This window comes from Paenibacillus sp. FSL P4-0176, assembly GCF_037975265.1.
GTDB lineage: Bacteria > Bacillota > Bacilli > Paenibacillales > Paenibacillaceae > Paenibacillus > Paenibacillus amylolyticus.
Genome location: NZ_CP150242.1, coordinates 3,351,170 through 3,373,946, shown reverse-complemented (window position 1 = coordinate 3,373,946; position 22,777 = coordinate 3,351,170). Strand labels below are relative to the sequence as shown.

General features: G+C 43.8%; 22 protein-coding genes. 9 read left to right on the top strand and 13 right to left on the bottom strand.

The window, feature by feature from the left end; translation table 11 throughout:
* Nucleotides 1–16: 16 nt before the first annotated feature.
* The gene (locus tag MKY95_RS15395) at nucleotides 17–1,780 is read right to left on the bottom strand and encodes a histidine kinase (protein ID WP_339199613.1); all 1,764 of its coding nucleotides are present in this window, start codon (nucleotides 1,778–1,780) and stop codon (nucleotides 17–19) included.
* 206 nt (nucleotides 1,781–1,986) lie between these two features.
* Between MKY95_RS15395 and MKY95_RS15390 the strand changes: the two genes are divergently transcribed.
* The 3 genes from MKY95_RS15390 (at nucleotide 1,987) to MKY95_RS15380 (ending at nucleotide 5,073) form a co-directional block, all read left to right on the top strand.
* Nucleotides 1,987–3,300: an ABC transporter substrate-binding protein gene (locus tag MKY95_RS15390; protein ID WP_339199610.1), complete on the top strand. Its 1,314-nt coding sequence runs from the start codon at nucleotides 1,987–1,989 to the stop codon at nucleotides 3,298–3,300.
* Between the two features lie 68 nt (nucleotides 3,301–3,368).
* Nucleotides 3,369–4,241 (top strand): sugar ABC transporter permease, encoded by an 873-nt coding sequence (locus tag MKY95_RS15385; protein ID WP_036670879.1) that lies wholly within the window; start codon nucleotides 3,369–3,371, stop codon nucleotides 4,239–4,241.
* Nucleotide 4,242: 1 nt separating this feature from the next.
* Nucleotides 4,243–5,073: a carbohydrate ABC transporter permease gene (locus tag MKY95_RS15380; protein WP_339199607.1), complete on the top strand. Its 831-nt coding sequence runs from the start codon at nucleotides 4,243–4,245 to the stop codon at nucleotides 5,071–5,073.
* A gap of 117 nt (nucleotides 5,074–5,190) precedes the next feature.
* Here the strand turns inward: MKY95_RS15380 and MKY95_RS15375 are convergent, their stop codons facing one another.
* Nucleotides 5,191–5,895: an SDR family oxidoreductase gene (locus tag MKY95_RS15375; protein ID WP_339199603.1), complete on the bottom strand. Its 705-nt coding sequence runs from the start codon at nucleotides 5,893–5,895 to the stop codon at nucleotides 5,191–5,193.
* Nucleotides 5,896–6,114: 219 nt separating this feature from the next.
* Nucleotides 6,115–8,529, bottom strand: coding sequence for an RNA polymerase recycling motor HelD (gene helD / locus MKY95_RS15370; RefSeq protein WP_339199600.1), 2,415 nt, complete (start codon nucleotides 8,527–8,529; stop codon nucleotides 6,115–6,117).
* A gap of 369 nt (nucleotides 8,530–8,898) precedes the next feature.
* Here helD and MKY95_RS15365 point away from each other — a divergent pair, with 369 nt between their 5' ends.
* The 3 genes from MKY95_RS15365 to MKY95_RS15355 all read left to right on the top strand — a co-directional run bounded on the left by MKY95_RS15365 (nucleotide 8,899) and on the right by MKY95_RS15355 (nucleotide 11,483).
* A complete protein-coding gene (locus MKY95_RS15365; protein WP_017688544.1) occupies nucleotides 8,899–9,216 on the top strand; it encodes a helix-turn-helix domain-containing protein in 318 nt (105 codons plus the stop codon).
* Nucleotides 9,217–9,362: 146 nt separating this feature from the next.
* Nucleotides 9,363–10,244: an NmrA family NAD(P)-binding protein gene (locus MKY95_RS15360; RefSeq protein WP_339199597.1), complete on the top strand. Its 882-nt coding sequence runs from the start codon at nucleotides 9,363–9,365 to the stop codon at nucleotides 10,242–10,244.
* Nucleotides 10,245–10,502: 258 nt separating this feature from the next.
* Nucleotides 10,503–11,483 (top strand): aldo/keto reductase, encoded by a 981-nt coding sequence (locus tag MKY95_RS15355; protein WP_339199594.1) that lies wholly within the window; start codon nucleotides 10,503–10,505, stop codon nucleotides 11,481–11,483.
* Nucleotides 11,484–11,558: 75 nt separating this feature from the next.
* On the opposite strand, the gene MKY95_RS15350 is transcribed toward MKY95_RS15355, so the two are convergent.
* The 3 genes from MKY95_RS15350 to MKY95_RS15340 all read right to left on the bottom strand — a co-directional run bounded on the left by MKY95_RS15350 (nucleotide 11,559) and on the right by MKY95_RS15340 (nucleotide 13,766).
* The gene (locus MKY95_RS15350; protein ID WP_076317922.1) at nucleotides 11,559–11,930 is read right to left on the bottom strand and encodes an iron chaperone; all 372 of its coding nucleotides are present in this window, start codon (nucleotides 11,928–11,930) and stop codon (nucleotides 11,559–11,561) included.
* Between the two features lie 128 nt (nucleotides 11,931–12,058).
* On the bottom strand, nucleotides 12,059–12,565 hold the full coding sequence (locus tag MKY95_RS15345; protein WP_339199591.1) for an HIT family protein: 507 nt from the start codon (nucleotides 12,563–12,565) through the stop codon (nucleotides 12,059–12,061).
* 160 nt (nucleotides 12,566–12,725) lie between these two features.
* A complete protein-coding gene (locus MKY95_RS15340) occupies nucleotides 12,726–13,766 on the bottom strand; it encodes an NAD(P)-dependent alcohol dehydrogenase (RefSeq protein WP_047842906.1) in 1,041 nt (346 codons plus the stop codon).
* 186 nt (nucleotides 13,767–13,952) lie between these two features.
* Here MKY95_RS15340 and MKY95_RS15335 point away from each other — a divergent pair, with 186 nt between their 5' ends.
* Nucleotides 13,953–14,372 carry a MerR family transcriptional regulator gene (locus MKY95_RS15335; RefSeq protein WP_036608041.1) on the top strand — a complete coding sequence of 140 codons (420 nt, stop codon included), beginning with the start codon at nucleotides 13,953–13,955 and terminating at the stop codon, nucleotides 14,370–14,372.
* 99 nt (nucleotides 14,373–14,471) lie between these two features.
* On the opposite strand, the gene MKY95_RS15330 is transcribed toward MKY95_RS15335, so the two are convergent.
* Nucleotides 14,472–15,050 (bottom strand): TetR/AcrR family transcriptional regulator, encoded by a 579-nt coding sequence (locus tag MKY95_RS15330; RefSeq protein ID WP_339199587.1) that lies wholly within the window; start codon nucleotides 15,048–15,050, stop codon nucleotides 14,472–14,474.
* 289 nt (nucleotides 15,051–15,339) lie between these two features.
* Here MKY95_RS15330 and MKY95_RS15325 point away from each other — a divergent pair, with 289 nt between their 5' ends.
* Nucleotides 15,340–16,263, top strand: coding sequence for an AraC family transcriptional regulator (locus MKY95_RS15325; protein ID WP_339199585.1), 924 nt, complete (start codon nucleotides 15,340–15,342; stop codon nucleotides 16,261–16,263).
* Between the two features lie 141 nt (nucleotides 16,264–16,404).
* On the opposite strand, the gene MKY95_RS15320 is transcribed toward MKY95_RS15325, so the two are convergent.
* The 5 genes from MKY95_RS15320 to MKY95_RS15300 form a co-directional block, all read right to left on the bottom strand.
* The gene (locus MKY95_RS15320; protein ID WP_076317927.1) at nucleotides 16,405–17,427 is read right to left on the bottom strand and encodes an NADH:flavin oxidoreductase/NADH oxidase; all 1,023 of its coding nucleotides are present in this window, start codon (nucleotides 17,425–17,427) and stop codon (nucleotides 16,405–16,407) included.
* Between the two features lie 110 nt (nucleotides 17,428–17,537).
* The gene (locus MKY95_RS15315; RefSeq protein WP_047842903.1) at nucleotides 17,538–17,882 is read right to left on the bottom strand and encodes a rhodanese-like domain-containing protein; all 345 of its coding nucleotides are present in this window, start codon (nucleotides 17,880–17,882) and stop codon (nucleotides 17,538–17,540) included.
* Nucleotides 17,883–17,933: 51 nt separating this feature from the next.
* Nucleotides 17,934–18,578 (bottom strand): SDR family oxidoreductase, encoded by a 645-nt coding sequence (locus MKY95_RS15310; protein WP_339199579.1) that lies wholly within the window; start codon nucleotides 18,576–18,578, stop codon nucleotides 17,934–17,936.
* A gap of 137 nt (nucleotides 18,579–18,715) precedes the next feature.
* Complete coding sequence (locus MKY95_RS15305; RefSeq protein WP_282321482.1) at nucleotides 18,716–19,120, bottom strand: MarR family transcriptional regulator; 405 nt, start codon at nucleotides 19,118–19,120, stop codon at nucleotides 18,716–18,718.
* Between the two features lie 207 nt (nucleotides 19,121–19,327).
* Nucleotides 19,328–20,326, bottom strand: coding sequence for an ABC transporter substrate-binding protein (locus MKY95_RS15300; RefSeq protein ID WP_339199576.1), 999 nt, complete (start codon nucleotides 20,324–20,326; stop codon nucleotides 19,328–19,330).
* A 240-nt stretch (nucleotides 20,327–20,566) separates the two neighbouring features.
* Here MKY95_RS15300 and MKY95_RS15295 point away from each other — a divergent pair, with 240 nt between their 5' ends.
* Nucleotides 20,567–21,379 (top strand): undecaprenyl-diphosphate phosphatase, encoded by an 813-nt coding sequence (locus tag MKY95_RS15295; protein WP_036608062.1) that lies wholly within the window; start codon nucleotides 20,567–20,569, stop codon nucleotides 21,377–21,379.
* An 87-nt stretch (nucleotides 21,380–21,466) separates the two neighbouring features.
* Here the strand turns inward: MKY95_RS15295 and MKY95_RS15290 are convergent, their stop codons facing one another.
* A complete protein-coding gene (locus MKY95_RS15290) occupies nucleotides 21,467–22,645 on the bottom strand; it encodes an MFS transporter (RefSeq protein WP_339199573.1) in 1,179 nt (392 codons plus the stop codon).
* Nucleotides 22,646–22,777: the final 132 nt, after the last annotated feature.

Sequence of the window (22,777 nt, the reverse complement as noted above, 5' to 3'; positions counted from 1 at the left end):
CGCCTATACCCCCTTGCTAGTAAAAATCTCTCGTCAGTGAGCCGATGATTTGAATCGTTGCTCCATGTTGCTCTTCCGCATGATTGTTAAATATATTAATAAAAAGCCGGTTGTTATACATTAGTTTGAGTCGATTGACACTATTGATAATCCCCATGTTACCAAGGGCTGTTCCACGATCAGCAGTCTGGTTCATTCCGGAACCCGATGCCTGAATATTGGCTAAAATCTCCTGGATCTTATCCGGTGGAAAGCCCTCTCCGTTATCTTTGATCTCCAAAGCCCATAATCCGTTATATTGCTTCACGGTAATCTGGATACGCCAAGGCGGCACGGTGTTGGCAAAGGCATGTTCAATGCAGTTTTCCACAAACGGCTGAATGACCAACCGCGGCAATCGGATATCGTTCGCCAGCTCATCAGCACAGATGTCCCACTCCAGATCCTCTTCGTACTTTTGTTGTACAAGGGACAGATAATGTCTCGTATGTTGAAGCTCCTCAGCCAAAGTCACATGCGCGTATGGTGAAGAGACAATATAACGCAGACTGTCCGAAAGATGTTTGCACATATCCGATACAACTTTGGTCTTCCCCTCTTGGGCGGCAATACTGATCAGGTATAGAACATTATGAATAAAATGAGGTGCAATCTGGGCTTGCAGCGCCGAATTACGCGCCTTTACTTCTTCATGAAGCGCCGATTTTTCCCGGTCAATGGATTGCTGCAGCCTCTCCATCAGATCCTGAAAGGCTTCGTTAAGTAATAAGAGATCGTTATTCTTCGGCGTTTCATCCACTTTCAGATTCATATTGCTGTAGTTCATGCGCCAGATCTGACCGCGTAGCTTGCGGATAGGCAGCAGCAGGTTACGTGTCGACAGGAAGATATACACAAATGAAACCAGCATCAGTGCTGTAATCAGCAGAATGGACATCGTCTGAACCGAATGGATCGAGCCTAGAACAGATTTTTTGGGCGTTATGATATACGTGATCCAGCCTGTACTGGGTGAAGTGGAATGCGTGATATAATTGTCGTTTTTGTCCACATCCAGTCCCTCGTCTGATGCAGGCTTTGTCCAATTGGTAAATGTCACACCCGCTTCCGAACCTGTCATCTGCTCGCCTTGTTCATTCAGAATATAGACTTCGCCAGCGGTAATACCCTCTGTTAGGTTCTGTATATAGGCCTGTTCCATCTGGATGCTAAGATAACCGTACACCTTGCCGTTCTGATCATTGATCGTGCGCACAAATGAGATCGTATCGTCTTGACGCAGCAGAACAAAACCACTTTCCGTCCAATCTCGTCCGACCTGACTACTCTCCATCATGGTGTTCAGGATTGCGGGAGGATTACCCGAACCCAGATATGATGTCAGGAGAACCCCGTGATTGTCGTAGATGGACATGTCCTTGATATTCATGCTCGGCCCGATGGCCTGAAACATGATGTCTTTGATGATCCGAATTTGCTTCAGTCTTTCATAGTTACTATGAGCTGAGGAGCTCTTGTCCATGGCTACAAATATATTTTTGCTGGATAATATACGCTGCGACATCTGGTTCTGTTGTTCTACGTATAGATCAACTTGCTCTCTTACCTTCGTAGCTGTAACGAGCGTATCCTGCTCTGTTTTCAGTTTGAGCGGGCGGACAACGATCACATTCACATAAACGATAAAACAGCCCAGCACAAACAAAAGCAGAGCCAGAAATGTCAAAAACACCTTTGTCTGCAAACTGAATTGAGTTGCTTTATGTATGAGCTTTGCCATTCTCAGAGATGCCCTCCTGTTCTGACATGATGTGAAATCCCTTATATTCATGTCTACTCTATCACGGTATTTCATGAAATGATAGCGATTTCAAGTTCAGGATTTTACACATCAACGTTCAAGCACAGACATGTACCGGGGCGAGAAAAGAATCTATAATCGGAATTGTAAACGGATTCACTAAACGTTTTAGAGGGGGATTTGCATTGAAAACAATAAAAAGAAAAAAGGCGTTTTCTATTATTCTGGCCAGTTTATTAACGGTCTCGTTAACCGCTTGTGGATCAGGAGGTACGGATTCCGGCACAGCTGCTGGCGGGGACAGCAAGAGTGGCAAAGTCACATTGGAGCTGGCAATCTCTAAAAGTTCTCAGGACTCTGCCTTTATCCAGCAGGACATTCTCGATGCATTCGAAAAACAAACAAACATTCGTGTCAATTTGCAGCTGATTCCAGCGGAACAAACAACAACTGTACTGCAAACCAAACTGGCTGTAGATGAAACGCCTGATATTATTCAGTACAATCTGGCGAGCGCAGTCACGGACCTGAACCTTGAACGTAACTTCGAGATTCTGGATAACGAGCCTTGGGCGAGCAGAATTATGAACAAAGACGTCCTCTCTTCTGGTGGCCATCTCTACAGCTTCCATGTCAGCCAAGATACAGGGATGCAAGGGGTCGTATATAACAAACAAATCTTTGAAGAACTCGGGTTGTCGATTCCAACCAACTACGAAGAATTCCTGGCGATCTGTGAAAAAATCAAAGCGAGTGGCATTACACCTGTATTCATGCCTTACAAAGATGCCTGGGCTGCCAACATCTGGCCTGCTGCAGCTTTTGCCGATTTTGTAGCCAAAAATGAACCGACGTTTTTTGATGACTTGAACAGCAACAAGAAAAAATGGTCTGATATCCCGGAATTCAAAACATTCCTGGAACAACAATATGAGATTTACACTAAAGGTTACACCAACACGGATGTGCTTAGCGACAGCTATGACATGGCCGTAGGTAAATTCCTGAACAAGGAAGTTGCCATGATGTTTATGGGCGATTGGTTAATTGAAGGCGTGGCCGAGCAAGATCCAAATATGGAACTGGGCGTATTCCCGATTCCATCGTCAGACAATGCCAGTCTGGGTGCAAGTCCACTCGGCGGACAACTGTTCATTCCGAAGAAATCCAAACATTTGGAAGAAGCTAAACAATTCTTGGACTACATCGCCTCCAAGGAAGTTGCACAACAGATCGTGGACTCCAAAGGGTACGTATCCAATTTCAGTGACGTCACCACACCAGAATTGCCGGCTTACAAGCAGGATATTGTAGACAACTATATTACGCCGAAGAAAACCGTGCTGACAACGGATGCACACATGCTGGTTGATCGCAGCGAACTGTATCGATTGTTACAGGATCAATTCGCGGGTGGATTGTCACCAGAAGAAGTACTGAAATCCTGGGATGAGAAGTTCAGTCAGTTGATGCAGGATAAAGGCGTAGAAGGTTTCTAAAAAGTGAAATATAAGGCAGCATAACAGGATCGATCGTTATGCTGCCTAGTTATAACGGAGTGTGAGACATGAAAAGGACTAAAAATCTGTACTCGTATTACATGATATTTCCCGCACTGATTATCTACTCCATCTTTTTTGTTGTGCCTGCTCTCGCCGCTTTCTATTATTCATTCACGGATTGGCGGCTGGATCGGCTGGAGCTGAAGTTCATCGGGTGGGATAATTTCCAGAAAATTTTCTCAGACAAAACGCTTATTCTGGCGCTGAAAAACACGGCAATATTTGCAATCGTCACCGTCGTTGGCAAAAATGTCATCGGTCTATTGCTGGCCGTAGGACTTAACATGCGACTAAGAACAAAGAACCTGCTACGCGCGATCTTCTACTCCCCTTCCATTCTCAGCATCCTTGTGATCAGCATTCTGTTCACTCCCATGTTGCGTACCGAAGGTACAATCAACAATTTGTTGGAATCTGTTGGGTTACATTCGTTAAGCCAAGCTTGGCTCACCAACCCATCGATTGTGATCTGGACGATTGCCATCGTCTCGATCTGGCAGAGTGCCGGGTTCCAGATGGCCATCTATCTGGCGGGCCTGCAGTCCATTTCTCAAGAGTATTACGAGGCAGCCAAGATTGATGGCGCAAGTTCGTGGAGAAGTTTTTTCAAAATCACACTGCCACTCTTGCTGCCTGCCATTAACATTAACTTGATGTTGACATTGATTGGTGGACTCAAAGTATTCTCCGAAGTATATGTCATGACCGGTGGTGGCCCGGGTAACGCTTCACAGGTCGTAGGTACGATCATTCTGCGATCTTTCGGCGAAGGCAACTGGGGACTTGGTACCGCGGTCAACACCCTTCTGTTCGTGGTCGTTACCATTATCGCTATACCGCTATTGATCTTCATGCGGCGTAAGGAGGTTACGGAATAACATGGGCTATACACGCAAACTCGCCATCCGCAACTATATCGTGGAAGGTTTCCTGATTCTGGCCTCTCTTATCGTTCTGTTGCCGCTTGTCATTCTGATCTTTGGTTCATTCAAAACCAGCGCCGAAGTGCTCAGCTTCTCCCTGAGTTTTCCGGAAACATGGCAGTTCTCGAACTATGTTCGTGTCTTCCAGGAAGGCGGACTGTCGCGAGCGTTCTTCAACAGCATTTTGATTACTGGTGTATCTTCCATCATTAATATCGTTGCCTCTTCGGCAGCGGCATTCATTCTGGCACGTCGGGAAACCAAACTATCCGGCACGATCTACATGTATTTCTTCATGGGATTGATTGCACCAATGTCGATTATTACGACCATACAGGTTGTACAGGGATTGGGATTCTACGGCAGCATTACAAGTGTCATCCTGATCTATGCCGCATTGAACACGGCCTTTAGTGTATTCCTATATAGTGGGTTCATCAAAACCATTCCACGAGCGCTGGACGAAGTGGCATTTTTGGAAGGAGCAAGTGTGTTCGGCGTGTTCTTTCGCATCGTCACACCGCTCATCCTGCCCGTTAACGCAACGGTAGCGATCATGGTGTTCATGTCCGTCTGGAATGACATCACAATTCCGGTGTACTTCCTGACAGACAGTTCCACCTGGACGATGCCACTATCGATCTACAATTTCTACGGCAAATATAGCCGGGACTGGAACCTGATCTTCGCCAATCTCGTGCTTACTTCACTACCTGTATTCATTCTGTATCTGTTCGGGCAAAAATATATTGTCAGCGGCCTCACTGCCGGTGCAGTTAAAGGCTAAACCTCATATTCTCGCGGTTCTCAAGGCATAGAATTGGAGTATTCATGACGTACTCAACCCCCACCATATCTGGTGGGGGTTGTTTTATTTATAACGAGAAAATGCATCTACGCCTCTCTATTTTTGAAACAATTGCGGGTAAAGGGCAGCAATACCACCAGCAAGACCCTGTTGTACATTCCGACTGGTATCATCAGCAATAATCTCGTAGAGATCCGCTTCGATGGAATCTATTGCAATTTTGGCAATATCCGTTGGGCTCGTTTTTGGTGCGTCGATACCTGCCGTCATATCCGTATCCATGAACGCTACGTGCAACCCGGCAACGCTAACGTTCTTAGGGGCTAATTCCAGACGTAATGCATTCGTAATTCCCCACTGAGCGGATTTTGCAGCTGAATATGCACCTGAGTTACCAAGGGTAAGCCAAGATAGAACAGACAGGATATTCAGTATCGAACCGCCCCCATTCTTCTCTATCACCGGTGCAAACGCACGAATCATTGAAAGCGTACCGAATACATGTGTATTGAATTCCAAGTGAATATCGCTCAGATCACCCGTGAACAGAGAAGCACCCGTAGCGGAACCAGCATTATTGATTAGAAGGGTTACATCACTAGCTACCTCAGCTGCAGCCATGACAGATTGTGGATCCGTAATATCGAGTTGCAGTGGAATAGCCCCCGGCAGATCAATGGATTCAGGGTTTCGTGCGCCAGCATACACTTTGGTTCCCCTCGCCAGCAGTTCAAGAGCAAGTTCCTTGCCCAACCCTCGATTAGCCCCACTTACAATAGCAACTTGTTTGGAAATATTCATTTATTATTACTCCCTCTCATTGAGAATTTATTCATCCGAGCTGTTATGGGAATGATCATTCTCATAACTCCCAATAACAATCTATCACATCGGGAACGATCAGTAAAGAATAACTTTTATAATTCATGTCTTTATAAAAAGAAGATGCCCGATAACCTTTTAAAAAAGGCTCTGAGCATCTTTCTTTGGTCCTTCATTGAGAACGGATTTACATATGGATTATGATTTGATGTCATACAGATTCGCAGGTAACGCCTGCACAAATGGTGACCAGTCACTCACTGTATATAGATGAAGTCGGTGCATGGCCCGTGTGCATGCCGTATACAGAAGCTTGCGATCATATTCCTGGCTGTAAGCGACGGGTGAAGCATCATAGATCAGGACAGCATCGAACTCAACGCCTTTGGCGAGATACACAGGAATAACCATGATTCCTTTTTCAAAAATCTGTGTATCCTTTGTTATGAGTTGTATCCCTTCGCCGCCTTGACTTTGCAACCTTTCATAGGCATCACGACTTTCAGCCGCGGTTTTCGTAATCACAGCGATGGAATCAAACCCCTCCGCCTTAAGCGCGGCGATGTCTGCGAGAATCTGTGTACCACGCAGATTTTTGTCCTTCAATTTTGTTAAAAGAGGCTTCTGATCTCCCCTTTCAAACGGTCTGATCTCTTCTCCCCCTGGTAACATCTGTCTCGTGAATTCAACAATCTCTTTGGTTGAACGATAACTGCGTACGAGCCGTATCAATGTAGTTTCGGCTTCTCCATATAGGTGAATCAATGGCGAGTTGGATGCTGCCAAATCCGTAGCCTGCATAAAGATCGCTTGCCCGAAATCCCCTAGCACCGTCATGCGGGCACGAGGAAACAGTTTCTTGAGATATTCGTATTGAAACGCCGAATAATCCTGGCCTTCATCGACAAAGACATAACGAATCTCTGTGTTCGTCCGGACGCCTTCGATCATCTCTTTTACATATAAATACGGAGTAGCATCCTCATGGAACAGCTTGTTCTGAAGGATCATAGCCTTGGTCTGTTTACAAATCTCAGGCCAGTGCTGTGGGGGGATTGCCCCATTCGTTTGTTGTCGATAAGCCGCTTCATCTACAAATAGTTGTTCGTATATCCCTTTCACATCCACGAACTGGAATTTCCGCACACTCTTTCTTAACGGTTTAAACATGTCTTTCACCAGTTTCTGACGAAGCAGCTCCTCTTCTCGCACTGCAAAGTTAAAGGCACCCTCATCTTGCACTGCGCTGTTATTACCGCTATCTCGAGCTGCATATTTTTCCGCTACATCAAACACAGGCTTTTCTTTGTGCAACATGCGGAAAGCTTCCACATACTCATCCGTGTCCAGATAATTCAACTCCTCCAGAACCCAGTCTGCTTCCCGTTCCAGACGTTCCAGCGAAACAAGTTCTCTCAGCAACCATTCCTGCAAAAGAAAAATACGGTTGGACAAGGTAAGATTCTGATCCAAACTGTAAAATTGAGTCTTAATTCGGTCCGCAGTGATGAATTCACGTCCCCGAAATTGAATGCCGTTGAACCGCATGCCCTCCTGCCCCAGCCACTTACCGTAGTTTTGGAGCACTTGCAGGAATGTCTCGGATGCTTTGTACTTAATCGCCTCCAGACGAGCTTCATATCCCGGATCATTCTGAGCTGTCAGCACATATTCAATCTGATCAAAGGCATCCTCTGGTCGTATGGAGGAATCCAGCCAATAATTCAGATATTCCTGAAATGTGGTCTGCTGCATGTTCTCTTCGCCAAGTTCCGGGAGTACGGTCGAGATATAACTGGTAAACATCGGATTCGGCGAGAAAAGCACAATCTGATCTGCTTTGACGGTCTGGCGGTGTTTATATAGTAAGTAAGCGACTCGCTGTAACGCAGCGGACGTCTTGCCACTGCCAGCTGCCCCCTGAACGATAAGCATTCGGCTTCGGTCATCACGGATAATGGCGTTTTGTTCCTTCTGGATCGTTGCTACAATGCTCTTCATTTGTGAGTCTGCACCCTTGGCGAGCACTTGCTGCAACAATTCGTCACCAATCGTCTCAGTTGAATCAAACATGCTATGAAGCTGCCCATGTTGAATCTGGAATTGACGCTTGAGCTCCATCTTTCCGTCGATTCGTCCTGAAGGTGTGTCATAACTTGCTGGCCCAGGAGAGTGATCATAGTATAAACTCGCAATTGGTGTTCTCCAGTCATAGATTAGAAAGTTCAATCCATCCTCATCCATGAAAGATGATACGCCGATGTAGATCTGTTCCGTCACTGTCATGCCTTTTTCCTTATAGTCGAAACGGCCAAAGTACGGCGTCGGAAGCAGTCTCTTAGTATTTTTCCATTGTTGTGTTAACAGCCTGTGCCCGCGCTCCCTCTCGGCCAACACTCTGGACTGCTGATTAATGGTATAGAACGCATCTTCAAAATCGGTGTACGAACCCGTATTAATCGTCACTTCTTCCCAGAACCGTTTACGAATTTCGGCAGCCTGTTCATGCAGTCCTGCAACCTTCGGTTCCAGTTCGTCGAGTCGTGCCTGAAGCTTGTTCCTCACCTGTACTAATCTTTCCTCTTCCAACTTCCAATCGTTTGTTTTATCCATGAATGAGTCCACTCCCTTTTCCATTTATTAGGACCAAAAAAAAGAGCATTGACAAATCGGAATGTCGGATGTAAAATTAAATTAGGAGAAATAATGATTCACCCTTTATATCCAATAGAAATGTCAATTGCGCTATAGATTATATCATGGCTCTTTTTCACGTTCAATGCTTTTTTTCTGTTCTGTCTGAGTTGAACAATAATTTATATTATATAAGGTGTCTCTCGAGCTACACTGGGGGCATCTTTTTTTGTGTTCTGGCATGGTTCATACCCTGAATGCGCTGTAAGCTATACACCCCTTTATAAATTCGATAAAATGAACGAAACATGATACATGAGTTGATGTTTTTGGGAGGGATACATAAATATGAATATAGAACCTGTGGAGGACCGTTGTCCTGTTGAGTTTGCAGTCAATATGATTGGTGGGAAATGGAAGTTATTAATTATAAATCGGCTCATCCGCCATTCAACAATTCGATTCAATGAATTACAGAAAATGCTTGACCCCATTACGCATCGCACGTTAACCAGGCAATTACGAGAACTTGAAGAAGCTGGTTTGATAAACCGTGTTACCCACCCTGTAGTTCCGCCTAAGGTCGAATATTCCCTTACAGAAAAAGGACAAAGCCTGACTTCGATCTTGTTTCAGCTAGGTGATTGGGGATCGAAACATATGTAAAACGCCTTCCCATAGTATCCTAAGGGATACTCTATATCATTAATGTGCGTACTTACGCTCCTATTCTAAATTCGTTATGCTGAGGTCATTGCTGAGTGTTAACTCATTCATTCCAATCACATATTGAAAGGAAGTTATTGACCACTATGACACAGAATGATCGATTTTTAGTATATGGGGCATCGGGCTCCCAAGGCGGCGCTGTCGCTCAATTACTCGTTCAACACGGTTGTGAGGTTCGCACGATTACTCGAAATGAGGCAACAGCCAAAACACTAAAGGAACAAAACATTGAAGCTTTCATCGGGGATCTATCAGATGTGGAACACCTTCATACGGCGCATGAAGGTGTAAGTAAAGTATTCCTAAACCTGCCGGTGGAGTTCAATCCGGATAAGATCAGACAATATACCAAAAATGCAATTGATGCTGCTATACAGGCAAACGTTAAATTGATTGTAGTTAACACGGGTACCTATGTTCCTGACCCTATCACCCATTCCAAAGGAATTGAATTGAAACGTGAAGTTATCCATGAATTGCAGCAAAGCAGTCTTCCATATATCATTGTGGAACCCATTGTATACTTGGAAAACTTCCTGATTCCCGGAATACTGAACAATGGCGTTTTGGCCTACCCGGTACCAGCAGACAAGCCGATCTCCTGGATTAGCTTAAACGATGCAGCTCAATTCCACTATTATGCCTTGACTCATTCGGAATTGGCAGGAAGCATTATCCCAGCACCCGGATTAGAAGCCCTGACAGGTGCACAATTAGCGGAACAATTCAGTGCTGTATTAGGTGAAAAGATCAGCTTCATGTCTCTACCTTTTGATCATTTTGAAGCAGCGATTCAGCCTTTGTTGGGAAGTGAGACAGCAGCAGGTCTTAAAGGATTGTACCAATGGATTGATGGGCATACAGATCTTCTTCCACGGTATCAAGAGTTGGATGATAATATCAAAGCCAATCTTAAATTAACCAAAATAAGCGATTTGATTCATCAAACAATGATTAAACAATAGTTTTCATTAGAAATCCCCTCTCGCCTGTTATTCATGAACAAGCCATTTGAATCTCCAACGGAGAAACGAGTGGCTTGTTCTTTTTATATGAGAACTTTAATGGGCTCAACTGATTCAGATTCAGAGATTCTGATAGGAATAGGCAAAACTTTGATAGAAATGTGGTACAGGTTGTTACATTTGTTATGACATAATAATGTGTAAATAGATCACCATACAGGTGGCAATAATAAACATTAGAAAGGATTTGAACATAACATGGAATATACGAAACTTGGTAATACAGGCTTGGACGTATCTCGATTTTGCCTGGGATGTATGGGATTTGGGGATGCCAGTAAATGGGTTCATGAATGGGTACTGAATGAAGAAAATTCTCGCCCGGTGATAAAGAAAGCGCTGGATCTAGGCGTTAATTTCTTCGATACAGCGAATGTATACTCTCTGGGTACAAGCGAGGAGTATCTTGGTCGGGCGTTAAAAGATTATGCCAATCGGGATGAGGTTGTCATTGCTACCAAAGTACACGGACAAATGCATCAAGGACCCAACGGTTCTGGTCTTTCCAGAAAAGCCATCCTGAGTGAGATTGATAAAAGCCTGAAACGATTGGAAACCGATTATGTGGATCTCTATATCATTCATCGTTGGGACTACAATACGCCTATTGAAGAAACCATGGAAGCCTTACATGATGTGGTGAAGTCCGGTAAAGTGAGATATATTGGCGCTTCGGCCATGTTTGCATGGCAGTTCCAAAAAGCATTACACGTAGCAGAGAAAAATGGTTGGACCAAGTTTGTCTCCATGCAAAACCACTTGAACCTCATCTACCGTGAAGAAGAAAGAGAAATGTTGCCTTTATGCAAGGAAGAAAAGATTGGTGTAACTCCATACAGTCCTCTAGCTTCAGGCAGGTTAACCCGTGATTGGTCCGTATCAACACTGCGATCCGAGACAGACAAAATTCAGAAATCCAAGTACAATGCGACAAGTGATGCGGATCGGCTTGTTGTTGAACGAGTTGCATCCATTGCAGAAAAATACGGTGTCCCTCGTACACACATTGCACTTGCGTGGTTGCTGCAAAAAGACACTGTAGCGGCTCCAATTATCGGTGCCACCAAAATATCGCATCTGGAAGATGCTGTAGGTGCTCTTTCCGTTAAGTTGACCTCAGAAGACGTAACTTTCCTTGAAGAGCCTTATGTACCTCACCCTGTAGTAGGTGCTCAATAATCGCTTTTGCTTAAAATATAGAAGACCTTCTCTTTCCGTATCCGGAAGTTGGGGGTCTTCTTTTTATATCACGATTTATTTGCGCCAGAATGTTGAACATTCTGCCTTATCCGCTATATTGAACTCAATCATTCTCTCAAGTAACGAAAAATCAATCTCCTGTTTCCACTTCATCCGCACCAACTCTTTGGTGTGATCATAACCCGCCTGTGTGATCTCTTCCGAAAAACGATTAATTCCTGCCTTCTCGGGAGCAACAGCCAAGTGTTGCTTGGAAACACTAAAGCCAATGATAAAGGTATCATGGTCGGTAAACATCGGTTGATTCCAGGCTATTTTTTGCTTTAAATTCGGGAATTTTTCAGTGACCCAGTTCAAAACTTCTTCCGTTCGTGCCTGGTGTTCCGGGTTATCGATGCGTGCTATAAATTCTGCAAAGGTCTCCATTAGTTCCCCCCTATATCATGAAATATACTACTTATATTGTCCAATTCAAACTCATTCTATCATGAATATCAAATTCAAAAACCCTTATCTGCCGATAACTCAACAAAAAATGAGCAGCCTGCTAGACTTTAAATGTTTTCTTTTATCCAAGATCGCAACTTATCCGCATAGAAAGCGCGTTCATCTGGATCGGACTGCGAACCGTTTGTCAGATAAAGTTGATCATTCACGTATCTGGGGTAAACATGCAGATGATAATGCCACACGTCTTGATTGCCAGCTGGTTCATTATGTTGCCGTGTCGAAATCCCATCACATCCATATGTACTTTTCATTGCAAATGCTGTAAGCTGAGCCACGCGGTGAATTTCAACAGCGTAATCCGCAGGGAGTTCAAAGATGTTCTCGAAATGTTGATTCGGAACAATAAGAACATGTCCTTTATTGTTTGGCCACCATTTGCCCGCTATAAATGCCGTTACCTTTTCATTCTGATAGATGATATCCCTTTGTTTTGTTCCCTGATCAGGTTGCTCGATACCCCAAATACGACAAAATGGACATTCGTAACCTTCCGGCTGATGTGAAAATGATACTGTCATCTTTCTCATTCCACTCTTTTCATATTTTTCCAACTAGTTACTAGTTATTAGACGCAGGTATCTTCTGTTCGTTGCGATAAGAGCGCGGGTTTTAGTACGATCAGCAATTAACAAACTAAAAAGCAAAAAGCAGCTGACCTTGGCGGCAGCTGCTTTCTTCTATCCTTAACTATCACTATTGCACAGTTCACACTTACATAGTGCTGATATCAATAACAAAGCGATATTTCACGTCGGAAGCTAGTACACGTTTGTATGCTTCGTCAATCTGGTCAGCGGAGATGACCTCAATATTAGGCGCAATATCATGTTCTGCACAGAAATCAAGCATTTCCTGTGTCTCACGAATGCCACCAATCATGGAACCCGCGAATGAACGGCGATGGCCGATGAGTGAGAATACGTTAACAGCTAAAGGCTCTGCAGGAGCACCCACGTTCACGAGTGTACCATCCAGTGTGAGCAGTGAGAAATAAGCGTTAATGTCAATATTCGCACTTACCGTGTTAATCATCAGATCAAATGTGCCTGCAAGTTTCTCGAATGTTTCCGGTTCACTTGTGGCAAAGTAGTGATCTGCACCAAATTGCAGTCCATCTTCTTTTTTGCTCAAGGATTGGGAGAGAACCGTTACTTCCGCACCCATCGCATGTGCAATTTTGACAGCCATATGACCTAGACCACCCATACCTACAACGGCAACCTTCTTACCTGGGCCAGCTCCCCAGTGATGAAGTGGTGAATACGTCGTAATACCGGCACACAGCAAAGGTGCAGCAGCATCAAGTGCAATGTTATCAGGGATGCGCACGATGAAATCCTCTACGACAACAATGTGAGTTGAATATCCACCTTGCGTAGGCTCACCGTATTTGTCTACACCAGCGTAAGTAGGAATATTTCCTTTGAGACAGTATTGCTCTTCACCTTTGCGGCAGTTATCACACTCGCCACAAGAGTCAACCATACATCCGACTCCTACTCGATCACCGACCTTATATTTGGAGACTCCAGTTCCTACATCGGTTACAATCCCGGCAATCTCGTGTCCAGGAACGAGTGGATAATTCACAGGACCCCATTCACCGTGGGCAGTATGGATGTCTGAATGGCAGATACCGGCATATTTAATCTCGATTAATACATCATTAGTATCCAGATCACGTCGTTTAATTTCAGCACTTCTGAATTGTTGGTCTGGTCCGTCAACGGCTCTGGCTTTAGCTATAATCAATGGTATAACCTCCTAGTAATTTAAAGTTCAAAATAATCTTACCCCCTCTAGTTAACTCTAGGTCAAATGTTTATCTTATTTTTTTTATCTCCAACGTACTTTGACATCCAGTAATCCAACATGTTAGAATTCACTCGGATCATCCTAGAGTTAACTCGAAGTCTACCCCCAGTAGAAAGGAATTTTATGAAAATGACCTATTCAATCGGTGAAGTTGCCAAAAAATTAGACCTTACGGTATATACATTGCGTTACTACGACAAGGAAGGACTCATGCCTTTTGTGGAACGTACCACGAGTGGAACACGTTTGTTCAAAGACTCCGACATTGACTTTCTAAAGATCATCCAATGTCTGAAGCTGACCGGCATGCCTATTAAAGACATTAAAGACTTCATTGAATGGTGCTCTGAAGGGGACTCCTCGCTGAAGCAAAGATATGACATGTTTACGGAGCGAAAAGCTATTGTGGAAGCACAAATGGAGGAACTAAGAAGAACCATGGAAGTCATCGAGCACAAACGCTCCTACTACGAAACAGCTTTGGAGGCTGGGACCGAAGAGATTCATAAAATTAAACCGATGGAAAATGCCATCACCAATTGATGGTTCATGCTTTCTATTTTCTAAAATTAGCGCAAAAAAAAAGTAGCTTGAAGTCCTCTAACGGATTTCAAGCTACTTTTTTGGGTACGTCTCTACTCATCATTTTCCCAAAAGTTTCATCGTTACATGGATAATCCGGTTTAATTTTTCCTTATCCGTCGAGGTTCTTGCCATGGCTCTGATGCCGACAGAAATATTGTGCAGGTACTCTGCCATTTCCTTCGCATCATGATCAGAAGAGAATTCCCCCTCCCGCTGCCCCCATTGAATGATTTGCTCAAACATCTGCTCTGCTTCATTAAATGAATCAAGAGATCGCGTATCCACGTCCGAATCGCGTGTACCAAGCTCTACGGCGGAGTTCACGATCAAGCATCCCGATGGCGTATCCTCTACTTCACTGATCATAACTTCGAAGATTTTATGCAGTGCTTCCACTGCCGTCTTGGATGCCTTGATTTCTGCAAGTAATGTGGTGCTGACCTTACCTCTGTAACGATCCATTGCCTGCAAAAATAGCGAATGTTTGTCGTCAAATGTATCATATATACTTCTGCGATGAATTCCCATATGCTCAACCAGGTCACTCATCGACGTTTTCTCGTAACCTTGTTCCCAGAAGATCTTCATTGCTTTATCCAATACTTCGTTCACTTCAAACTCTTTACTTCTAGCCATTCTACTTCCCTCCCAAAATCAATCTAACACATCGGGAACGATCAGTAAATAAAAGATGCAGATACCCTTCTCATTCTCATCTGATCATGTATTAGCTGAACCGTAAGTGTATATCTTCTGTACTTGTTGTATATCATGACCTGTGTACTTGTGATTATGTAACCAGCAATCAGAATGCCTTATCCATTCACATCAAATGTTTGCCTATTCCTATCCGTTTTCTACCGTCTTCGGTCAATATACGATAGAATGTCATTATTATGTTGTGAGGAAAAAAGGAGAACTTTGCATGTCTGATCAAATACATGAACAACAAAACGAATTAGCCACACTCATTGATCGTTATTCTGACAAGGATGGGGTACATCCTACGGCAATCCCTTCATTATTTCTAATCCGTGAATCGGTCGTTACTGAACCTATATTTAGAGTGAATGAACCATCCTTTTGCATTATCGTTCAGGGTGAAAAAGAGGTCCTGCTGGGACAAGATCGTTTCCGATATGGTCCAGGAAGTTATATCGTGGCAACCGTTGACTTGCCGGTTAGTGGACAAGTAATTCAAGCCTCGTCTGAGGCTCCCTATCTGGCCCTGAAGCTTGAATTCACATCCAGTGAGATTCTGGAGGTATTGAACCATTCCGATTTCCCAGCAAGACCGCGAAAAACGACGAGACGTGCCATGTTTGTCAGCCAAGCTGAGCCGTCTCTGCTGGATGCAGTCGTCAGGTTAGCCCGTTTGTTGGAAGATCATTCGGAAGATATTCCTCTGCTCGCTCCTTTGTTCAAAAAGGAAATTCTCTATAAAGTTCTGAAAGGTCCACATGGGATTGCACTAGAACAAGCTACCATGGAAGGCAGCCATACCTATCGGATCAGAGACGTTATTGAATATATTATGAATCATTCTGAGCGGAATTTTCGGGTTGAGGAATTGGCGGATTTGGCAAATATGAGTACTGCCTCGCTGCACAGACACTTTAAAGAAGTGACTGCCATGAGTCCGATTCAGTTTCAAAAACAACTGAGGCTGCAAGAAGCTCGCCGCCTGTTATTATCCAAGTCCACCGATGCAGCAGATGTAGCATTTCAGGTAGGTTACGAGAGCCCTTCCCAATTCAGCCGTGAATATTCACGCATGTTTGGATTTCCGCCCAGAGAAGATATTAAACGCCTGCGAGGTAAAACCGATGAGACGACTACCATCTCTTGACTGGTTACTGGCTAATATCGCTCCTTTAGCTCGTCTAGTTTAACCTCAAAAAGGACTCCTTCTGTTTTGCCAGTCGGAGTCCTTCCCTTATTCATGTATTAATGAAGATCACTAAATCATTAACATTAAATTATCAATACATTAAAAACCAGTCGTATATTGTTTTGGAACTTCCGTTGTCTTGCGCAAAGCAGACGCAGCTTCCAAGGCCCAGTAAGGATTTCTTAACAGCCCTCTTCCGACCGCAACGAGATCGGCTTCTTCATTTCCGATGACTGCATTTGCCAATTTCGGGTCGTCCAGTCTTCCAACAGCAATCACAGGTACATCAAGAGCTTCTTTGATTGCTTTAGCGAGAGGTACTTGATAAGCTGCGTGAGTTCCTGGTCTGCCCGATGCACCAATAGGTCCCTCGCCACCAGATGAGATGTCAAATACGTCAACACCTGCCTCTTTATAAGCCTTGGCAAACTCGGAACTTTCGTTAATGCCATAGCCACCTTCGACGTATTCTTTGGCTGAAATACGCATCATCAAGGGCATATCCTCGGGCATCTCTGCCTTTGCAGCCTGAATGATCTCCCGTCCGAATAACGTTAAATCTTGACCATATTCATCTTCTCGCTTGTTTGTTAATGGAGAATGGAACTGATGAATCAGATATCCATGTGCCCCATGAAGCTCAATCGCATCAAAACCAGCTTTCACAGCACGAGCTACAGCACTCCGGAATTTTTCAACCATTCCTTTTACTTCGTCCGTTGTAAGCGCTCGAGGTTGCTTGGAATTCTCATCAAAGGCGATCGCGGACGGAGCAACTGGTACCTCAGCATCTTCTGCTTTGCGGCCCGCATGAGCAATCTGAATACCAACCTTGGCACCATAACTGTGACACGCATCTACGATCCGCTTCAGAGCCGGGATCTGTTCATCTGACCATAACCCAAGATCATAATCTGAGATTCGGCCATCCGGCTCCACATCTGTCATTTCAATGATAATGAGACCTGTTCCTCCCACGGCACGACTAACGTAGTGCATATAATGCCAATCTGTTGCAATACCATCTTTTTGCTCAACTGAATATTGGCACATTGGAGCCATTACGACACGGTTTTTAAGCTCTAGGCTTTTAAAAGAATATGGACTAAACAAATCTGTCATCAAAATAAAACTCCCCTTTTCATGAATCATGAATAATAAAAATGCATGCGCAAGCATCAAATTAATCCTGCAATTAATAACTCGTATGATTTAGATCTCACATTTATCTTTTACTTCATTACATAAATACATTCAAATCCATGCTTTCGCAAAATACGAACAGCCTTTTTGGATTGAAGCATACCAGGTGACATTATAATTACGTTATCTTCTCGAAGAAGGTATTTTTCCCATGTGAAAGCAAGGCGTCCCAATGAGATGTTAATCGTATCCGGAGTAGGATTAGCCATATAATCCGTCGCATCTCGAATATCAATCACTTTATACTGCCGAAAATCACGCTCTTGTCTGAGAAATACTTGATAATCTATATATTCAAGATTGCGCACTGGCCAAAATTGACGTACAACGATGAAGATACCTAATATGAAGGTCAGAAGCATCAACATAATCATTGTATAGCCCTCTCTTAACTCATCTGATATCGTCGGAAATTTTGTTTTGGATCAGAGCCCACTCAATACCTCAGATATTGTATCCTCACCAGCGATTAGATCAAATGAACGCTTGTAGGTATTCTTCTCACTCAAACTGGCCAAAATCACATGAGCTACATCTTCACGAGCAATGTTACCGGTTGTGATATTCTCAGCAGCAGTAACTTTACCTGTTCCCGGTTCATTCATTAGAATCCCTGGACGTATAATGGTATATGTTAATCCACTGATCTCTAACAATCTATCAGCATAGTGTTTCGCTGCATAATATGGAAGGATGTTATCATGCCAGTTCTCACGATTATTGGCTTGGATCGCACTCACCATGATAAATCGATCAATACCCGCTTTTTGAGCCGCTTCAATGGTTTTCCCGGCACCATCCAGATCAATCAGGAGTGTTTTATCATATCCCGTTGTACCGCCAGAACCAGCCGCAAATACAATGGCATCACAACCCGTTGCAGCAGCTACAAGTGAGTCAACCGTACCTTCCAAGTCGGCAAGCACCGTTTCCACACCCTGTGCTGCAAATGAATCTACCTGTTCTTGTTTTCGTACCATGGCAAGAACGGTGTGTTCTTCACTATTCTTCAAAAGATGAATAAGTTGTTGACCAATCTGTCCATTTGATCCCACGACGAACACCCTCATGTTCAATACCTCCTTTATACAAAATCACCGCATCCATATTAAATTCATGCGCATGCATTTAATTTAACGGATATATTAATGAGTGTCAAGTCTTCTTATAGGGTAAATGACTACATTACCCTATATTCACCCTAGCCTTAGAACAATTCTTTAGTGAGGTTCTCTAATCGAGTCTCAAATCCATCCTGTTCCAATTCAGTTTGCAAGACCTGATTAAACGTTTGAAGTGCTTTCTTGTATTTATTCTCTCCAAGCTCCGTAATTCGAGTGTAAATGCCACGCCGGTCATCTTCACATGCATGTCTTTCCAGAGCCCCACAGTCTTTGGCTTCCATCCTAACGACGAGCCTGGAAGTAGCACTTTGGCTCAACCCCACTAGTTCTTGAAGTTGCTGTAGGCGTAATTCCTTACCCTCCGCATTATATATGAAGTTTAACACATAAAATTCCTTCAAAGATAAGTCATATTGTTGAAGCAGAGCTTGTTCCAGCTTCTCGTTCAGATGGGTATGAATGTTAGAGAAAGCCAACCAAACATTCAAACGTTCACTCTTTTGCTGCAATCTAGATCACCCCACTTGATATTTAATGTTCATCAGCTGTTATCCTATTGTATCAAGCTTAATTACATTGGTCAAAACCCATCCAAGTTCGACGTATATAACATCCTAAGCTCATAAGAAGAGCATTTCCCCGTCTTGTAACGACATTTGGAAATGCTCCAGTATTACCATTTATGCAGTCTAATCTTACTTCGCGGTAAGCAGGCTATCGGAAATAAATTGAAGCTGACCTTCCAACGTTAACGGATCGTTGTACGAGTCTGAAGTCGGATCAAGCTGGAACACATGATTTGCCTTCACCGCAGGCAAGTTCTTCCATAATGTATTGTCATATACGATCTTGGGATCGGTTGTATCTCCCGACCACGGGCTGGTGAAGATGATATCCCCCGCATACTCCGGTAATAGTTCCATGGAGATTGAAGCCCATCCAGTTCCGCTGTCAATCGCTTCAGCTTGGGCCTTGGCTGGTGCCTTGAGATCAAACTCCCCGTAAATAATTTCACCACCTCGACCATAGTTATGACCGAATACAAATAATCCTTTGGCGTATGGATTCAGTATGGAAACGGTACGATCGCCTACAGCTTCCTGAACCTTGGGCTTCAGTTCGTTGATCTTCGCTTCCCATTTAGCATTCCAAGCTTTCGCTGCGTCTTCTCTATTGGTGAGCTTACCCATTTCAAGCATTAGATCCTTGAAATTGCGCTTACCATATGCAATCTGTACAACAGGCGCAATCTGCTCCAGCTTGTCGATGCCCTCTGTTCCAGTGTACACGATAAATAAGTCAGGTTTTAAACTGATTAGTTTCTCTGGTGTAGGCTCTTGACCCAGATCACTGGTGCCCGCTGCTGCAAGTTGATCCTTGATATATTTGTTGTTCATCGCTCCTGATAAAGCGCCGACTACCGGTGCATCCAGAGCAACAAAGTAGCCTGTCGAAAATGATGTCAAATCAATAATGCGCTTAGGATTCTTCGGTACCTGTACTTCGCCTGCATCCGATTGATATGTAACAAGTTCCTCTTCGGCAGTTGCCGTTGATTCAACGGGAGAAGCTGAATCCGAGTTCGTCTTGGTTTCTGTCTCCGCAGCCGCATTCGTGCTGTCCCCGGTTGTACTATTGGTCGTAGCAGACTGACCACATGCACTAAGTACAATCAGCAAGATAAGTGCCATCATGATCCATATTGATTTTATCTGTTTACGCAAAATAAACCCACCTTTTCGTTGATATTGATAATCGTTATCAACGATATCATGCTATGCAGGATTTGACAAGCTATGTTTATTTCACCCCCTCTATGAACTCTAACTTGCAAGTCACCAAGTTAAACAGCTATCATCAATAGAGTAAACCATTCACTTTTTTTAAAAAAGAGAGTTTTGAAAAGCCAATGAAACGTATTCAAGGAGGACAACATGGAAGAGATTATATTGTGGTTAAAGTATTTGTTTTTAGGTATTGTTCAAGGCGCGACGGAGCCAATCCCCGTCTCCTCAAGCGGTCATCTGATCATCGCCCAGAAACTAATGGGCATCAAGCAGAATGGATTGTCATTTGAGATTTTAACAAACACAGCATCACTTATCGCTATTATTTTTATTTTCCGGGAAGATATCAAAAAGTTGATTATTGGTGCATTAGGTTACCTGCGTACTCGTAAAGAAGAATATCGAGCAGACTTCATGTTTTGCTTATACATAATTATTGGTACAATCCCTGCTGCTGTCGTTGCAGTCCTGTTCAAGGACCGGATTGAAGAAATCTTCTCATCCGTATATACCGTTTCCATCGCGCTATTAATCACCGGGGTTGCATTGTGGCTTATTCGTAATCTTCGTGGTCGCAAGCAAGATGGTGATCTGTCTACGAAAGATGCATTGTTGGTAGGTCTGGCTCAGGCGGTCGCTCTTATTCCGGGGATTAGCCGCTCAGGGGCAACTGTAATTGCGTCCATCGCTGTTGGCATGAAACAGGAAACGGCTTTGAAGTTCTCCTTTATGCTGTACATTCCCATAAGTATTGGTGGACTCATTATGGGGGTATCCGACATTGCCAATGATCCGAATCGATCACAACTGGCTATCCCTTATCTGATCGCATTCATCACGACACTCTTTGTCACGTATTTCTCCATGAGATGGTTTATGGGCATTATGGCCAAAGGCAATCTGAAATACTTTTCGTATTACTGTTTTGCCGCAGGAACATTGTTACTGATCTTCTTATAAAAAATAGTCCACACACCAAAAGGAACAACCAGCGATGGTTGTTCCTTTGTTGTATAGTGGCAGAACCTTAATGACCTATAGCAAGAGCTAGACGGTCAGGCGCGTAGCCTTGTTGCTTCTGTTAACCAGCTCTGTAGCCGCGAACATAACACTGAACAGAATCAGCAGGATCAGGGGTACCATGGACATTCCCCATTGGCTGGCTATAAGTCCCATACCTAACGGGATGAGTGTTGAACCTGTATAGGCACTGGCCATTTCGAGTCCAATTACACTTGGGGATGCCTTCTCACCGAAGCGTTCCGGTGTCGCATGAACAATACTCGGATAGATCGGTGCTCCGCCCAATCCTACAATAAATAAAGCCCCTGCGGCAATCCAGTAAGGAATCGGCATAACCAGGATAACTAATCCGAAACATCCAACGATTCCACCAAATCTAATGAGATTTTTGCTGGTTACATGAGTCGAAAGAAAACCTGAGATTACACGTCCCAAGATAATGCCAATGAAAAATAGAGAGGATAGTGCTGCGGCAGTGCCTGGAGAAACTCCTTTGCTAACAATGAAGAAAGAAGCCATCCACAGACCGGCAGCAGTTTCGGAACCGTTGTAACAGAGCATCGCAATCATCGACATTTTCACGCCGGGGATACGTATGGCCTCACGGTTGCTTACGCGTTTCTTCTCATCGCCTGAACCCTCTACTCTTCCCTTCTCAAAAATCTTCCATAGAGACAAAGTTGATAATAAGACCACCACGATCCCAAGCAAAATCAACGCCACAGTAACGTATCCTGCACGCCAGTTGTTTGCTTGATTCAGCCAATATGCCATAACGAGTGGGCCTGTCACTGCGCCAATTCCCCAGAAACAATGCAACCAGTTCATATGCTTGGCCTTGAAATGCAATGCTACATAATTACTTAGTGCCGCATCCACCGAACCTGCACCTAAGCCGAGAGGGATCGCCAGAATCAGTAAAAACACAAAATTCTCAGAAAATGAGAATCCCAACAGCGCGATCGTTGTTGAGAGGATACTGAATACTGTGACTTTACCCGTTCCGAACCGGTGTAACAATCGGCTGGCCGTTAGACTGGACACTACTGTACTAAATGAAATGATTAGCGATATGTAACCAGCCATTTCTGTTGTCGCATGTATATCGTTTTTCATAACGGACCAGGCACTGCCAAGTAAAGCATCCGGTAATCCCAGCCCTATAAATGCGAGATAAATAATGATTAACAATAACGTGACCATCTGGGTGTCTCTCCTCAGTTTGTTTAATTTCTGATTCTCGTCGAACCACCCATATAATAATATTGATATTTTTATCTGTAATCTTCCTATATTTTGACTCCTTATATCAGTATTCTGATATATTCTGGTGAC

What these genes read in the sequence shown, in the direction of transcription:
- MKY95_RS15395 (WP_339199613.1), bottom strand. Translation starts at nt 1,780, where the DNA reads ATGGCAAAGCTCATACATAAAGCAACTCAATTCAGTTTGCAGACAAAG.
- MKY95_RS15385 (WP_036670879.1), top strand. Translation starts at nt 3,369, where the DNA reads ATGAAAAGGACTAAAAATCTGTACTCGTATTACATGATATTTCCCGCA.
- MKY95_RS15380 (WP_339199607.1), top strand. Translation starts at nt 4,243, where the DNA reads ATGGGCTATACACGCAAACTCGCCATCCGCAACTATATCGTGGAAGGT.
- MKY95_RS15375 (WP_339199603.1), bottom strand. Translation starts at nt 5,895, where the DNA reads ATGAATATTTCCAAACAAGTTGCTATTGTAAGTGGGGCTAATCGAGGG.
- helD (WP_339199600.1), bottom strand. Translation starts at nt 8,529, where the DNA reads ATGGATAAAACAAACGATTGGAAGTTGGAAGAGGAAAGATTAGTACAG.
- MKY95_RS15365 (WP_017688544.1), top strand. Translation starts at nt 8,899, where the DNA reads ATGAATATAGAACCTGTGGAGGACCGTTGTCCTGTTGAGTTTGCAGTC.
- MKY95_RS15360 (WP_339199597.1), top strand. Translation starts at nt 9,363, where the DNA reads ATGACACAGAATGATCGATTTTTAGTATATGGGGCATCGGGCTCCCAA.
- MKY95_RS15355 (WP_339199594.1), top strand. Translation starts at nt 10,503, where the DNA reads ATGGAATATACGAAACTTGGTAATACAGGCTTGGACGTATCTCGATTT.
- MKY95_RS15350 (WP_076317922.1), bottom strand. Translation starts at nt 11,930, where the DNA reads ATGGAGACCTTTGCAGAATTTATAGCACGCATCGATAACCCGGAACAC.
- MKY95_RS15335 (WP_036608041.1), top strand. Translation starts at nt 13,953, where the DNA reads ATGAAAATGACCTATTCAATCGGTGAAGTTGCCAAAAAATTAGACCTT.
- MKY95_RS15330 (WP_339199587.1), bottom strand. Translation starts at nt 15,050, where the DNA reads ATGGCTAGAAGTAAAGAGTTTGAAGTGAACGAAGTATTGGATAAAGCA.
- MKY95_RS15325 (WP_339199585.1), top strand. Translation starts at nt 15,340, where the DNA reads ATGTCTGATCAAATACATGAACAACAAAACGAATTAGCCACACTCATT.
- MKY95_RS15320 (WP_076317927.1), bottom strand. Translation starts at nt 17,427, where the DNA reads ATGACAGATTTGTTTAGTCCATATTCTTTTAAAAGCCTAGAGCTTAAA.
- MKY95_RS15315 (WP_047842903.1), bottom strand. Translation starts at nt 17,882, where the DNA reads ATGATTATGTTGATGCTTCTGACCTTCATATTAGGTATCTTCATCGTT.
- MKY95_RS15310 (WP_339199579.1), bottom strand. Translation starts at nt 18,578, where the DNA reads ATGAGGGTGTTCGTCGTGGGATCAAATGGACAGATTGGTCAACAACTT.
- MKY95_RS15300 (WP_339199576.1), bottom strand. Translation starts at nt 20,326, where the DNA reads ATGATGGCACTTATCTTGCTGATTGTACTTAGTGCATGTGGTCAGTCT.
- MKY95_RS15295 (WP_036608062.1), top strand. Translation starts at nt 20,567, where the DNA reads ATGGAAGAGATTATATTGTGGTTAAAGTATTTGTTTTTAGGTATTGTT.
- MKY95_RS15290 (WP_339199573.1), bottom strand. Translation starts at nt 22,645, where the DNA reads ATGGTCACGTTATTGTTAATCATTATTTATCTCGCATTTATAGGGCTG.